Source organism: Carboxylicivirga sp. (assembly GCF_982718395.1).
Genome location: NZ_CEXQWX010000001.1, coordinates 41,297 through 55,419, shown reverse-complemented (window position 1 = coordinate 55,419; position 14,123 = coordinate 41,297). Strand labels below are relative to the sequence as shown.

At 37.7% G+C, this 14,123-nt stretch carries 10 protein-coding genes; 5 read left to right on the top strand and 5 right to left on the bottom strand.

The window, feature by feature from the left end; all coding sequences use genetic code 11:
- Positions 1 to 48 precede the first annotated feature (48 nt).
- Together ggt and AC4MRQ_RS00230 are read left to right on the top strand one after the other, a co-directional pair.
- Entirely contained in the window at positions 49 to 1,734 is a 1,686-nt protein-coding gene (gene ggt, locus AC4MRQ_RS00235) for a gamma-glutamyltransferase (protein ID WP_491195614.1), read from the top strand.
- A gap of 138 nt (positions 1,735 to 1,872) precedes the next feature.
- The gene (locus AC4MRQ_RS00230; RefSeq protein WP_491195613.1) at positions 1,873 to 3,258 is read left to right on the top strand and encodes a sensor histidine kinase; all 1,386 of its coding nucleotides are present in this window, start codon (positions 1,873 to 1,875) and stop codon (positions 3,256 to 3,258) included.
- 2 nt (positions 3,259 to 3,260) lie between these two features.
- On the opposite strand, the gene AC4MRQ_RS00225 is transcribed toward AC4MRQ_RS00230, so the two are convergent.
- Together AC4MRQ_RS00225 and tsaE are read right to left on the bottom strand one after the other, a co-directional pair.
- On the bottom strand, positions 3,261 to 4,478 hold the full coding sequence (locus AC4MRQ_RS00225) for an alanine dehydrogenase (protein ID WP_491195612.1): 1,218 nt from the start codon (positions 4,476 to 4,478) through the stop codon (positions 3,261 to 3,263).
- Positions 4,479 to 4,538: 60 nt separating this feature from the next.
- The gene (gene tsaE, locus AC4MRQ_RS00220) at positions 4,539 to 4,961 is read right to left on the bottom strand and encodes a tRNA (adenosine(37)-N6)-threonylcarbamoyltransferase complex ATPase subunit type 1 TsaE (protein ID WP_491195611.1); all 423 of its coding nucleotides are present in this window, start codon (positions 4,959 to 4,961) and stop codon (positions 4,539 to 4,541) included.
- 166 nt (positions 4,962 to 5,127) lie between these two features.
- Between tsaE and AC4MRQ_RS00215 the strand changes: the two genes are divergently transcribed.
- From AC4MRQ_RS00215 to AC4MRQ_RS00205, 3 genes are all read left to right on the top strand, one after another.
- The gene (locus AC4MRQ_RS00215; RefSeq protein WP_491195610.1) at positions 5,128 to 7,353 is read left to right on the top strand and encodes an amino acid permease; all 2,226 of its coding nucleotides are present in this window, start codon (positions 5,128 to 5,130) and stop codon (positions 7,351 to 7,353) included.
- A gap of 98 nt (positions 7,354 to 7,451) precedes the next feature.
- Positions 7,452 to 8,201 carry a subclass B1 metallo-beta-lactamase gene (bla, locus tag AC4MRQ_RS00210; RefSeq protein ID WP_491195609.1) on the top strand — a complete coding sequence of 250 codons (750 nt, stop codon included), beginning with the start codon at positions 7,452 to 7,454 and terminating at the stop codon, positions 8,199 to 8,201.
- Between the two features lie 8 nt (positions 8,202 to 8,209).
- Positions 8,210 to 8,749: a DUF1697 domain-containing protein gene (locus tag AC4MRQ_RS00205; protein ID WP_491195608.1), complete on the top strand. Its 540-nt coding sequence runs from the start codon at positions 8,210 to 8,212 to the stop codon at positions 8,747 to 8,749.
- A gap of 18 nt (positions 8,750 to 8,767) precedes the next feature.
- Here AC4MRQ_RS00205 and AC4MRQ_RS00200 read toward each other — a convergent pair whose 3' ends face one another.
- From AC4MRQ_RS00200 to AC4MRQ_RS00190, 3 genes are all read right to left on the bottom strand, one after another.
- Positions 8,768 to 9,400, bottom strand: coding sequence for a ribonuclease H1 domain-containing protein (locus AC4MRQ_RS00200; RefSeq protein ID WP_491195607.1), 633 nt, complete (start codon positions 9,398 to 9,400; stop codon positions 8,768 to 8,770).
- Positions 9,401 to 9,441: 41 nt separating this feature from the next.
- On the bottom strand, positions 9,442 to 11,574 hold the full coding sequence (locus AC4MRQ_RS00195) for a S46 family peptidase (protein ID WP_491195606.1): 2,133 nt from the start codon (positions 11,572 to 11,574) through the stop codon (positions 9,442 to 9,444).
- A gap of 145 nt (positions 11,575 to 11,719) precedes the next feature.
- Positions 11,720 to 13,870 (bottom strand): S46 family peptidase, encoded by a 2,151-nt coding sequence (locus AC4MRQ_RS00190; RefSeq protein WP_491195605.1) that lies wholly within the window; start codon positions 13,868 to 13,870, stop codon positions 11,720 to 11,722.
- Between the last annotated feature and the right edge of the window lie 253 nt (positions 13,871 to 14,123).

Sequence of the window (14,123 nt, the reverse complement as noted above, 5' to 3'; positions counted from 1 at the left end):
GCTGTAGTTTTTTTATATATTTAGGATTGTTAACCATCTGAAATCGGAATGAAAGTCTTATTATTAATTTGCGCATACTCAATCATGTTTACCCTTGCTCTATCACAAGATAGAATTACAGGATTAAACCACGCAACAAGAAGTGAGGTTATAGCACAAAATGGAATGGCCTGCACGAGTCACCCTTTGGCAACGCAAATTGCAATTGATATTTTAAAACAAGGCGGTAACGCAATAGACGCTGCAATCGCAGCTAATGCGGCTCTTGGATTAATGGAACCTACAGGATGCGGTATTGGAGGCGATCTGTTCGCAATAGTCTGGGATGCTGACTCAAAAGAATTATATGGATTAAATGGTAGTGGCAGATCTCCTCAAAGTCTCAATATTGACTATTTCTCTAAGCACCAAATAAACAAGATACCATCATACGGACCATTACCGGTCAGTGTTCCGGGATGTGTTGATGCTTGGTTCGAATTAAATAAGCGTTTTGGACAACTTCCAATGAAAGATATTCTTGCTCCTTCTATTCGTTATGCCAGGCAAGGTTTTCCATTAAGTGAGTTAATTGCTTACTATTGGGGGCGTTCAATTGAGTTTCACCGGAATTACCCCAATGTTATTGAGACTTATTCAATTAATGGAAAAACTCCTGCAAAGGGTGATATATTCAAAAATCCATATCTCGCTGAAACCTACGAACAAATTGCAGAACACGGTCGTGACTACTTTTATAAAGGTAAATTAGCTAAAGTGATTGCTAATTTCATTCAGGAGCAGGGAGGTTTACTAAGGATAGAAGACCTGGCCGATCACAAATCTGAATGGGTCGAACCAGTTTCTATTAATTATCGTGGTTATGACGTTTGGGAATTGCCTCCCAACGGACAGGGCATTACTGCACTTCAGATGCTAAACATACTAAAAGGATATAACTTTGATTCGAATGAGTATGGAACAGCCAGACACTTACACCTTGTAACAGAAGCTAAAAAGTTAGCTTTTGAAGACAGAGCCCAATATTATGCAGACATGCAAAAACAAAGTGTTCCTGTTAAAGTGCTTATTTCAAATGAATATGCTGACAACAGACGAAATCTGATCGATGAAAATAAGGCCGGATTATATAAGGCTGGTAAAATAAGTGATGGTGAGACAATATACCTGACTGTTGCCGACAAATTGGGCAATATGATATCGCTCATACAGAGCAATTACAGAGGTATGGGATCAGGCATGGTGCCACCTAATTTGGGTTTTATGCTACAAAACAGAGGTGAATTGTTTTCATTAAACCCAAATGATGCTAATGCTTTAGAGCCAGGAAAAAGGCCTTTTCATACAATTATACCAGCGTTTGTTACCAAAAACGGCCAGGCCTTAATGAGTTTTGGAGTGATGGGTGGTGATTTTCAACCGCAAGGACATGTTCAGATATTAATGAATATTATTGACTTTGGAATGAACCTCCAGGAAGCTGGTGACGCGCCAAGGTTCAGCCACCAAGGCTCATCGCAGCCAACAGGCACCAAAGTTAAAAATAAGGGACAAATCAATGTTGAAAGTGGCATTAGCTCCGAAACAATTCTAAATCTAATAAAGATGGGACATAAGGTCGGTTATCAACCTGGCAGTTATGGTGGATACCAGGCTATTTGGTACGATGCTAAAAGAAAAATTTATATAGGCGCTTCGGAAAGCAGAAAAGATGGAATGGCAGCTGGTTATTAACACTTGACATTTCATTCAAGTTTTAATTATTTACAGGAAATAATATGACGTCAAACCCCAAAAGTAGTCCATTAATCAAAAAAACTTTATGGCTTAGCACTTTTTAAGTATTTTAAATTCTTCGTAACGTCAGGCAATATGAATTGGAAAAACATCTTTGTCAAGAAAAATACTCTACTCCGCCGTTTTAAAAAGGTTGAGCCTATCTTATATGATCTTATCACACCGATCAATCGATATATTGGACAACAATATTTCGATACAACGGCCTTGCAACTATGCAAACTAATTGAGGCTAACTATGTTATAATAGGAAAGTATTCAGCAACTGATAACTCTGTTGAATCAATAAGCTTTACTGATGGAAAAAATAACTTACCGAATATCATTTACAGCTTAGATAACACACCTTGTGATAATGTTATAGGTAAAAACACTTGCCGAATTACATCTGGAGCCTGGGAAAAATTTCCAAGTGATAGTTTTTTAGTTGAAAAAAAGATAGAAGGGTATATTGGAATTCCGCTTTTCAACTCGGGCTATCAACCAAACGGTATATTTATTGCCTTATTTAATGACCCAATAAAACAAGCTGAAGTTATCGAATCCCTGGTTTATATTTTTACGCCTAGGATGAGTAGTGAGATAGAGCACAAGAAGGCTAAAGATGAACTTAACTTGCGTAACAATGAACTGGAGATAACTCATCTTGAGCTAAAGAAGAAAAACAATGAGTTGGATATATCTCTTCAAAAACTCAATGAAGCTCAGAAAAAATCTAAGGAGAATGATCATCTGAAATCAACATTTCTGGCCAATTTGAGTCATGAGATACGAACACCAATGAATGTGATTATAGGTTTCTCTGAATTATTACGGGCCGATTCGTTAAGCACAGAAGAACGTGATGAATATATCAGTATCATTAACCTGAATGGCCTTCAACTCCTGAAGGTGATGGACAACCTTATTGATATTTCTAAACTTCAAACCCGTTTGATACAAGAAGGCCCTAAACAGTTTAACCTTAACGAACTGCTTGAGAATATGCTCAAGCATTATATGCGCGAAGTAAAACTGATGCAAAAACCATTAAAACTATACCTTGAAAAGGGCCTGGAAGATCAGAATGACCACATAGTTACAGACCAACAGGGACTTTTAAAAGTATTAAATCACCTTTTGGATAATGCGGTTAAGTTTACAATGAAAGGTTGGATTAAATTTGGTTATACAATTAATGATGATCAACTTCTATTTTCAGTTAAAGACACCGGAATTGGTATACCTGAAGGTAAAGAGGAAGTTATTTTCGATATGTTCAGGCAAGTATCCACCAATCATACCCGCGAGTTTGGCGGCAATGGTTTAGGATTGGCTATATCAAAAAAGTATATTGATACGTTGGGTGGTAAAATATGGATAGATAAATCATACAAAGAAGGCGCTCATTTCTGTTTTACTATTCCCTTTGAAAAAACGAAACGCATCCCGAACGAAATTCCTAAAACAAGCCTGATGTAAACCTAGAAAGCAGCCATTAACAAACCAATATCTTTATAAGGAATATTGAAGTGACGCCCAATATAGCTATTGGTTAAGATACCTTTGTAAAGATACATTCCATGGCTTAGCCCAACATCTTCTTTAATCAGATGATGAACCCCTCCCGCTTCTGCAAGTCGAAGAATTATCGGAGCAAAGATATTACTTAAGGCTATTGATGACGTTCTTGATACTCTTGAGGCTACATTGGGAACACAATAATGAATAACACCGTGCCTTGTAAATACTGGTTTATCAAAGTTAGTGCAACGACTGGTTTCAAAACAGCCTCCCTGATCCATACTCAGATCAATAATTATCGATCCCTTCTTCATGTTGGAGACTTGCTCCTCCGTTACCATAAAAGAACGGCCTGTCTGCAGGTAACGTAAGCTACCCAAAACAGCATCGGCACTTTGCAGTGCTTTCTCCAACGCATGTGGATGCAATACTGAAGTAAAAATTCGTTGTCCCACATTACGCTCCAATTCACGCAGACTGTGATAAGAATTATCGAATACTTTAACTGATGCTCCAAGACCTAATGCTGCCTTAGCCGCATACTCTCCAGCTGTTCCTGCTCCTAAAATCACTAAATCAGACGGAGATATTCCGGTTACACCACCTAATAATACACCTTTACCGTTATGCGCTTTACTAAGGTATTCACTGGCTATCATTACAGAAGCTGTTCCCTCTATCTCACTCATACTCCTTATAACAGGATAACAGCCATTATCGTCTTTCAAAAGCTCAAAAGCAATGGCATTTAAACGCCTGTCAAGCATTCTTTGTATTGACTCACGCGACTGATTATATAGATTCAATAAGGATATAACTAACTGGTTCGCATCCAGCAAATCAACTTCTTCCTCTGTTAACGCCGACACTTTAAGGATGATATCGGCTTTTAATACCTGTTTCTTTTCTTTGATAATCTGTGCTCCCCCTTCGGCGAAGTCATGATCGAAATAATGGGCTTTGTCTCCCGCACCTGACTCAAACAAAACGGTATGGCCATTTGCTACTAAAAGCTCAACGCCCTGCGGTGTTAATGCCACCCTATTTTCAAAAGAAGAACTTTCTTTTGGTATACCAATAATTAATTTTTTCTTTCGCCGTCCCACTTCAAGCATCTCCTCCTGCGGAAGTAAATTTACCTGACCTAAGGGAAAATATGAAGTTTTACCGCCCATCATAAGCCGATTATTTTCCTGTATAACAAGGTATCAAGATAACAAAAAAAGCTCAATTAGTTCTTACTTTTTCTGTACTTCTATTTTTCTTCTCCCGTCTGGAAGTTCTTCCAATGTCAGCTCCAACCTTCCTTTGGGTAAAAGAGAAGCTATTTTTTCAGGCCATTCAATCATGCAATAGTTTCCTGAATATAAGTAATCTTCATATCCCATATCATAAGCTTCTTCTTCCTCTTTTAAACGGTAAAAATCGAAGTGAAAGACTATATTATCCTCGCGCGTATGATATTCATTAACAATAGCAAAACTCGGACTATTAACAGTATCTTCTACATTCAAATGCTCATATAAGGCTTTTATAAAAGTGGTTTTTCCAACTCCCATTGGTCCATAAAAAGCAATCACACGTTCATTACTGTATTTTGATAAGAAATCCGCTGCTACAGCATTGATTTTATCCAGAGAATCAATGTAAAAAGTATCCATTATTTAATAATTATTGCTCCGCAAAAATAAGCGAAGTGTTTGAATAAGCAATAAAAGATGACGCTGCTCCAGAATAATTACATGACAATTCTCTTAATCAATATGGAACTTTAATTTTCTATATTTGTTATAGCAACCATGAACCCTCACCTTTTAAGCATACCTTATGAGTACAAACAATTCTAAAGCTGGATTTGGCACTGCTCCTGTTTTTTTTACCGCTATTTCAACTATTCTTGGCGCCATTTTATTTCTTCGCTTTGGAATGGCAGTCGGTAACCTGGGTTTTTATGGTGCACTGGGCATCATCCTGTTAGGCCACTTAATAACCATACCAACAGCTTTGGCAATCTCAGAAATAGCAACCAATACACGTGTTGAAGGAGGTGGAGAGTATTTTATAATATCCCGTTCATTTGGTCTTAATATTGGTGCAACCATTGGAATGGCTCTGTATTTCTCCCAGGCCATCAGTGTAGCTTTTTATATTATTGCTTTTACCGAAGCCTTCGAGCCGCTGTTCAGGTGGCTAATGTCAAGTTATGAAATAATGCTTCCCAAACAGGTCATTAGTATTCCTGCCTTATTTATACTTGCATATATCGTTCTTAAGAAAGGCTCCGACATGGGAATTAAAGCGCTTTATGCTGTAGTTGCCGTACTATTCATATCACTGACCTTATTCTTTATGGGGCAAACCGAATTTTATGAAACAGGTAATTATTCAGAAAACTTTGCATTTAATAACCGAAATCAGTTCTTTATTTGGTTTGCTATTTGTTTTCCTGCTTTTACTGGCATGACAGCCGGTGTTGGACTTAGTGGTGATCTGAAAAACCCTAAAAAATCCATCCCAAGAGGAACCATGTGGGGAACAATAATCGGAATGCTCATCTATATCTTTATCATCTATAAGTTCTCGGTTTCTTTATCGCCCGATGAGATGACTCAATCACAACTGGCCATGGCCAATGTCGCAATTTTAGGGGCGGTGATCATTCCTTTAGGACTTGGTGCTTCAACAATATCTTCGGCAATCGGCTCCGTTTTGGTGGCACCAAGAACCATTCAGGCTCTTGCGACAGATAAAAGTTTTCCAAGTAAGAAAATGAATCTATGGCTTGCAAAGGGACAAGGGGAAAGTAATGAACCTTATAATGCTACATTGATAACAATGTTGATTGCACTTGTTTTTGTTTCCATAGGTGAGGTTGATTTTGTGGCTCAGATCATATCCATGTTCTTTATGATTACATATGGCTCACTTTGTCTTATTTCCTTCCTCAACCATTTTGGAGCATCACCATCGTATCGCCCCCAGTTTAAATCGCACTGGGCTATATCTCTGATCGGCTTTCTGCTATCTGTGTGGGTAATGTTTAAAATAAGTGCATTATACACCATCGTTGCATACCTTGTTATAACCTTGCTATATCTCTATTTAAACCACGTGCATAAAGAGCGCGGCGGACTTCAAAAGATATTTCTTGGTGCATTATTTCAATTGAGCAGACGCATACAACTCTATATGCAGAAAAACAGAAGCAGGCATCCTGATGAAGCTGAATGGCGACCATCTGCTATCTGCATCTCATCCAACTCATTTAGTCACAGTAAAGTTTTTGATTTAATGAAATGGATATCCTATAAACATGGATTTGGAACCTATTTCCATTTCTTAAAAGGATATTATTCAAAGAATACAACAGCTGAAGCCAACCAGATTGTTGAAAAAATGATTAATGAACATCATGATGAAGAAAGCAGCCTATATGTTGACTGTATGATCTCTCCATCATACACAACAGCCATTGCACAAGCGATTCAAAGCCCCAGCATCAGTGGTATGGAAAACAATATGATTGTATTCGAATACAGGCGCAATGAGCCTGATGCCATAGAAGCCATATTAGACAACATCAGTTTAACAAGAGCCGGTAATTATGATGTTTGCGTATTTTCTGATTCCAACACCAATACTTCATTCAGAAATGGTATTCATATCTGGATCAGACCAATTGATGTTTTAAATGCTAACCTGATGATTTTATTGGGCTTTATTATTTTATCCCATCCAGATTGGAAAAAAGGCCAGGTTAAGATATTCAGTATTTGTAATAAAGAAGAGATAAACGCTACACGCAAGCAACTGCGTGAGCTGGTTCAGACAGGACGGCTTCCAATTACACTCTCAAATATTGAGATAATTCCTCAGGAAGAGGAAACCTCAGCTAAAAACCTGATCAATGAAAAATCTTCTGCAGCAGGATTAACAATTATTGGATTCAGGGAGGAGCAAATTAAACACTCGGGCGCCAAGATATTTAATGGTTTTAATAAAATGGGAGATATTTTGTTTGTAAATGCCAATCAGGAGCAAACTATTGAATAAAGTTTTCATCAAAAAAATTCATTTAATCTTCAACGATAAATCTTTACCCTAGTATAAAAAGTTGATAACTTTATCTGCACGTTTAAATAAAATTATCCATGAGACTGCTGTTTGCCTGTATTATTTCTTGCTTGATCAATCTTCTACCAATAAACGCCCAACAATCAACTATTCAAATTAATGAAGACCTTCAACTGATACATTTGCAAGACTCTGTTTTTGTGCATATTTCCTGGGCTAAATCAGAAAGATTTGGTCGATTTCCAAGTAATGGACTTGTAATTATACGAGATGGTGAAGCGGTTATGGTTGATACACCAATGAGTAATGAACAAACCAAGCAACTATGTGATTACATCAAGAAAAACTACAATGCAAGCATTAAAGCACATATAGCCGGTCATTTTCATGACGATTGCATTGGTGGCTTACCTTATTTAAAAAGCATTGGAGCCAAATCACTAGCCAACCAGTTAACTATTGATAAATGCCTGGAAGAAAACCTGCCAGTGCCGGAAATTGCCTTTGATAAAGAATATGATTGTTTGTTTAATGATGAAGCCATTGAATGCCGTTTCTTTGGCGGAGGACATTCCTTTGATAATATCACGGTATGGTTGCCCAAACAAAAAATCTTATTTGGAGGATGTCTTGTTAAATCTATCCATTCGAAGGGTTTAGGCAATTTATCGGACGCTGTGATTGATGAATGGGAAACTACAATAGAAAAGGTCCAGTTTGCCTATCCTGATGTGAAGATTGTGATTCCTGGTCATGGCAGTTTTGGAGACGCGCAATTACTGAGTCACACCATCGAATTGGTGAAACAACATAAACAGAATAAATAGACTATTGCATGATAAGATACATATCAATATTAAGAGGCATCAATGTTGGAGGAAAACGAAAAATAATCATGAAAGACCTGACTCAACTCTATCAAAATCTGGGTTTCACAAATGTAAAAACATACATTCAAAGTGGCAATGTGGTATTCAATTGCAAGGTTGATAATCACCAGGAGATTGAAGATCTGATCAGTGAAGCCATACAAAAAGAATATGGTTTTGAAGTGCCTGTTCTGGTTCGCAGTAAGGTCGAATGGCTAAATATCAAAAATGCCAATCCTTTTTTGGAAGAGGATATTAACCAACTGCACATAACAATGCTTAAGCAGATACCTGAATCTGAAAAAGTTGACTTTTTTAAGACCTTTGATTCCGGTCCTGACAGATTCTACATTGAAGACAGAAACATATACATCTGCTGCGGAGGTGCTTATCGCGACACCAAACTTTCAAATAATTTATTTGAAAAGAAACTGGGGACCAATGCAACTACTCGGAACTGGAAAACTTTTATGAAACTATTAAGCCTAAGTGAGGAAGAAAACTAGATTTCATATACATACCAACTACTTACGCCCAAAATCTGCAGGTATCTCCCCCCAGTTTTTAGTATCCCACTTAAGGATTTTTACGGTTATTGTATTATTCTTCAACCAATTTTCAGCGCGACGAACCAAATCAAATAGGGCTTTTGTTTTAGCTGTTTCCTTCAATTTTGATTTACATTCTTTCTTCATCACCCAGCCAATAGCAATTTTTGAATCTGAATATATAGGGATATCCAGATTGTTTTTTTGCAGATAGTATATGCCATGCACTAAAGCCAAAAATTCACCAATATTATTGGTTCCCAAATCAAACTTTTGGTGGAATAACTGGCGGCTATCTTTTGTATAAACTCCCTGATACTCCATGACACCCGGATTACCGCTGCAAGCTGCATCCACAGCTATACTATTGGCAATAATATTCTTCCTTGAATTTATAGTCGGTGAGGACGTCGTTTTTTTACCTTTAGCAGAAGAAGATATATAACTAGTATAGCCCTTTGTTAAAGCTAACTTAGCCTCTTCAAAAGATTCAAAACCTTTGTATTTGGCAGAAGGGAAACCTTTTATTTGTACCTGACATTCGGGCCAGCTTTTATATATACCCGGTTTAGCTCCTACCCAAACGACGTAGAATTTATTTTTTGCCATGATTGATTTTTAGACAGTCAAAGATAGCGTCAATTATTGTTTTAATTAACAATATCCATTTCATCAATCAGATTTTGCGCACCTGCCAGCTTATCAACAATAAACAGCACATACCGTATATCAACGCAAATGCATTTTTGAAGATTTTCTTCATAAGCGAGATCACTGGTCATAGCCTCCCAGTTGCCATCAAAAGCAACACCAATTAATTCCCCTTTGCCATTAATTACCGGACTACCGCTGTTTCCACCAGTAATGTCATTGTTGGTCAGAAAACAAACCGGCAACTTCCCATTTTTTAGCTGATATGGCCCATAGTCCTTTTTCTTAAATAATTCTTTTAACCTCAAAGGCACGGCAAAATCATCCTGTTCGTTGTTCTCTTTCTCCATGATGCCATTTAAGGTTGTCAAATACTTGTACCTTACACCATCTTTAGGTTCATAATCGCTCACAGTACCAAATGACAGTCGAAGCGTACTATTGGCATCAGGATAATAGTCATGATTATCATTCTTTTGCATATACCCCTTTATAAGAAGACGTTGAGCCTCCTCATACTGCAAATTAAGCTTATTGTGTATATCCATCATTTGATACATGTGCGACAATACCTGGTACGAAAACGCTATGGCAGGATCTTCAAATAAAGCATCATCATCACCATCCATCAACTCCATCACTTTATCGAAACTGCTTAAAGACGTTTCGCTATATAGCATCTCAACATATCCTTCGGGATCTTTCTCATACTTCTTTCCCAATAAGTCAATTGTTTTTGGTCTTAAGCTTTCATTCGTATTTTTCAGGTAGTAATCCAACATGGCTCCAAACACTTGCTTATCCACCCCGGCATCAAAATCTTTATACATATTTCGAATAGCCTTAATCAGATATTCTTTGTGTCCGGAATCCTTTTTCTCTTTCATTTCCATGTAAAGAGTACTGATCTCCAGTGCAAATTTAACCAGGTCAGCTCCTTCCAACATCGTCTCCTGTGTAATCGTTTCTGCCAAAGTCAATTTACGTCCTAATAAGTATGAAGCTTCTACTACAGCCAGTGTTTTTCCGTATTTGTCAGCAAGAGATGAATCCTGCTCAAGCCATTGTTGAAATTGCGATTCCTGTTCCTTTCGCTTGGCTATTACATCTATTTTTTCGAGCGCCTCATTCTGACCAATTGCATATTTCCAATAGTTGCTTGATTGGGAGTATTTTGCTGCATATTTAATATTAATGGCTTCCGACTCCTGCATAGCTCTTTCCCAAACCTGTTGTTTAATACCCCTCACTTCTGCTACTACGGGATTAATGACATCTTTAATCTCTTCAACTCCAAATGAGGATAAATATCGCTGTGTATATCCGGGATATCCCAAAGTCATGGTATAGTCGCCCTTTGAGATACCATTTAAGTTGATCTGAAAATGCTTTCGCGGTGTAAAAGGAATATTTTCTTCCGAATATTCAGCTGGTGAACCATCTGGAGCACAATAAACCCTGAAAAAGCAAAAATCACCAGTGTGTCTGGGCCACATCCAGTTATCTGTATCACCACCAAATTTACCGATGGATGAAGGAGGTGTTCCAACCAAACGAACATCATTAAAAGTCTGAGTTAAGAACAACAAGTATGTATTACCATAAAAGAAAGGCTTAACCTCAGCGTCATAATGATTATCGACTACAGCCTTTTCCTTAATGATTGTGATAAGACTATCAATCGCTATCTGCCTGCGTTCCCCTGTTAATCCACTTACCGAACCCACAATCTTTTCAGTTACATCATGAGCTTCAATAAGTATGGTTGCCGTTTTGCCCGGATTTGGTAACTCCTCGTTCAATTGTTTAGCCCAAAACCCATTATCCAGGTAATTATTCTCAATGCTGCTATGTTGCTGAATCTCATTATAACCACAATGATGATTGGTTAGTAACAGACCTTTTGCACTGATAAATTCACCTGTACAGGCTCCGTTATCCAATGAAACAACTGCATCCTTCAGTGAAGGTGCAGAATGATTATAAACAGATTCAAAAGGTATTTCAAGACCTTTATCCTGCATCTGTTCAATCTGTTTATCGCTTAATAAAAAGGGCAGCCACATACCTTCATCTGCCTTAGTATCAGGCGATATGCACAGGGCAATAATGGTGATATAAATAAATCGCATTAAAATAGTTAGCTATAATTCAAGAGGCACGAAACTACAAGTTTAAATGTGGTATTACTATGACGAGCTAAGTTTTTAAGCTATTTTAACAAAAAAGAGCCACCGAATAATCGACAGCTCTCTTTTTATATCTTTTAGGCGAAGTTTATTTAATCAATGTCATTTCATCGATTAGGTTGGTTGCTCCGGCATACTTATCAATGATAAAAAGTACGTAACGGATATCTACATTAATACACTTTTGAAGCTCTGTTTCAAAAGCAATATCACCACTCATAGCTTCCCAGTTACCATCGAATGCCAATCCGAATAAGTGTCCTTCTGCATTGATAACAGGGCTTCCACTGTTACCTCCTGTAATATCGTTATCAGAAGTGAAACAAACAGGCATATAACCTTCTGCATCAGCATACTGGCCATAGTCTTTGTTTTTCCATAATTCTTTTAGCTTGGCAGGTACTTCAAATTCAAAATTATCAGGATCTTCTTTCTCCATGATACCTTCAATAGTTGTGTAGTGCTTATAGATAACACCATCCTTTGGTTCATAGTCGCCTACTTTACCGTAAGATAAACGCATGGTGAAGTTAGCATCCGGATAGAATACATCATCTGGTTGCATCTCCATTAATCCGGCAATAAACAGGCGGTTGTTTTTATCAATAGCAATTGAACTTTCAGCCTCCATACCTTTTATCTCACGGTATTTTTCAATGGAAGAAACACCACCTATATATACCAAATCTTTCTGCAAGGCTTTCAGACTTGGTTTTTCAAGGAAGGCGTTAAAACGATCTTCATTCATGAAAATAGACTTCGCGAATGCATGGTCAGCATACCTCTGGAAGTCTCCCTTGAATTTTTTGTTAATGATGTTGTAAAATTCAGGATGATATTTTGGATCAATATCATCATTGTACATCTTCAGCAAGGCACCAATAACTTTACGATCTGTTTCAGGATAATAATCTTTGAAGAAACCTTCTCCTGCTGCTTTTAAACCAGCTACTGCTTTATCAATCTTTTCCTGATCACCTTCTTCTAAAGCTTTTTCCAAACCAGAGGCCTGATAAGCAAAATATAAGGCTTCAGCGCCACGTAACTGACATTCAGCTATAAATGAAGTTGCTTTCACATATTCGGCACGCTTAGCATAAGCCTTTTCCAGTTCTGACAATACATTTCCATACTTTCCTTTTCTACCTGAGTCAGCATTAACCCACTTGGCAAACTCAGCTTCTAACTCACGTTTCTTACCAAGAACATCTAATTTCTCAAGTCCCCGGTTCATTCCGATTGAATTCTTCCAGTAATTAGAGCTACGTGCGAATTTAGATGCATACTGGATGTTTACCTTTTCGTCGGCACGCATATCAGCTAACCAGATATCCTGTTTTACACCACGAGGCTTGATACGTGCATGGTTAATAATATCCATGCGCTCAGTAATTCCCCATGAAGTTAAATATCGCTCTGTACTGCCTGGAAATCCAAGAGTCATCGCATAATCATCCATCTGCACCCCTTTCAATGATACTGGTAGATGGTGCGCTGGCTTGTACGGCTTATTACCTTTTGAATATTTTGCCGGCTTGCCATCGGGGCCACAATAAACACGGAACATACTAAAATCACCAGTATGACGAGGCCACATCCAGTTATCGGTATCAAAACCAAATTTACCGATTGATGAAGGAGGTGCACCTACAAAACGAATGTCTTCAAATTTTTCATAAGCAATTAAGAAATACTGATTGCCCTCGAAGTAATCTTTAACACTGATCTGATATTCGTTACCCTCTTGTGCCTTTTTAACCAACTCAGCAGATACTTCCTTAATTTTAGCTGCACGATCAACTTCTGACATTTCTTCGTTAAGCTCAGCATTTATTTCGGCTGTAACATCAGTCATATACTTTAAGAAAGTCACTGTTAATCCCGGAGCAGGAAGCTCTTCTTCCAGGCTCTTTGCCCAAAAACCATCTTTTAGATAATTGTGCTCAACAGAACTTAGCTCCTGAATATTGCCATAACCGCAGTGGTGATTTGTTAAGATCAAACCCTGATCAGAAATTAATTCACCTGTACAACCACGACCAAAAATGACGATGGCATCTTTTAAACTACTGTTATTAATGCTATAAACTTCTTCTGCAGAAAGCTTAAAGCCCATTTCCTGCATTTTCTCAATGTTTAGTTTATTGATAAGTGGTAATAACCACATACCCTCATCGGCTTTTGCAAATTGCGCAAAACCCATGCATGCTACTAGCAAAATTGCTGCTATTCTTTTCATTCTATTCTCATTTATAGACCATATACTACTTACAAATTCAAATCTCCACTATTGGCTGAAAATGGGACAATTACCAACATATTTTATTGAATAAGCGCATTAAGTCTGTTAATTTATTATCTGATTTTAAGTGCCAAAGATATAATTTTCCGCGAAAAAGGTGCCGTGTTGTACAACAGACAGCTGAATAATTCTGGTACTAAACTATTGTCATCGTTATTGCTCTGTTGGTTTTACACAAAACAACGTTTTA

What these genes read in the sequence shown, in the direction of transcription:
- ggt (WP_491195614.1), top strand. Translation starts at nt 49, where the DNA reads ATGAAAGTCTTATTATTAATTTGCGCATACTCAATCATGTTTACCCTT.
- AC4MRQ_RS00230 (WP_491195613.1), top strand. Translation starts at nt 1,873, where the DNA reads ATGAATTGGAAAAACATCTTTGTCAAGAAAAATACTCTACTCCGCCGT.
- AC4MRQ_RS00225 (WP_491195612.1), bottom strand. Translation starts at nt 4,478, where the DNA reads ATGATGGGCGGTAAAACTTCATATTTTCCCTTAGGTCAGGTAAATTTA.
- tsaE (WP_491195611.1), bottom strand. Translation starts at nt 4,961, where the DNA reads ATGGATACTTTTTACATTGATTCTCTGGATAAAATCAATGCTGTAGCA.
- AC4MRQ_RS00215 (WP_491195610.1), top strand. Translation starts at nt 5,128, where the DNA reads ATGAGTACAAACAATTCTAAAGCTGGATTTGGCACTGCTCCTGTTTTT.
- bla (WP_491195609.1), top strand. Translation starts at nt 7,452, where the DNA reads ATGAGACTGCTGTTTGCCTGTATTATTTCTTGCTTGATCAATCTTCTA.
- AC4MRQ_RS00205 (WP_491195608.1), top strand. Translation starts at nt 8,210, where the DNA reads ATGATAAGATACATATCAATATTAAGAGGCATCAATGTTGGAGGAAAA.
- AC4MRQ_RS00200 (WP_491195607.1), bottom strand. Translation starts at nt 9,400, where the DNA reads ATGGCAAAAAATAAATTCTACGTCGTTTGGGTAGGAGCTAAACCGGGT.
- AC4MRQ_RS00195 (WP_491195606.1), bottom strand. Translation starts at nt 11,574, where the DNA reads ATGCGATTTATTTATATCACCATTATTGCCCTGTGCATATCGCCTGAT.
- AC4MRQ_RS00190 (WP_491195605.1), bottom strand. Translation starts at nt 13,870, where the DNA reads ATGAAAAGAATAGCAGCAATTTTGCTAGTAGCATGCATGGGTTTTGCG.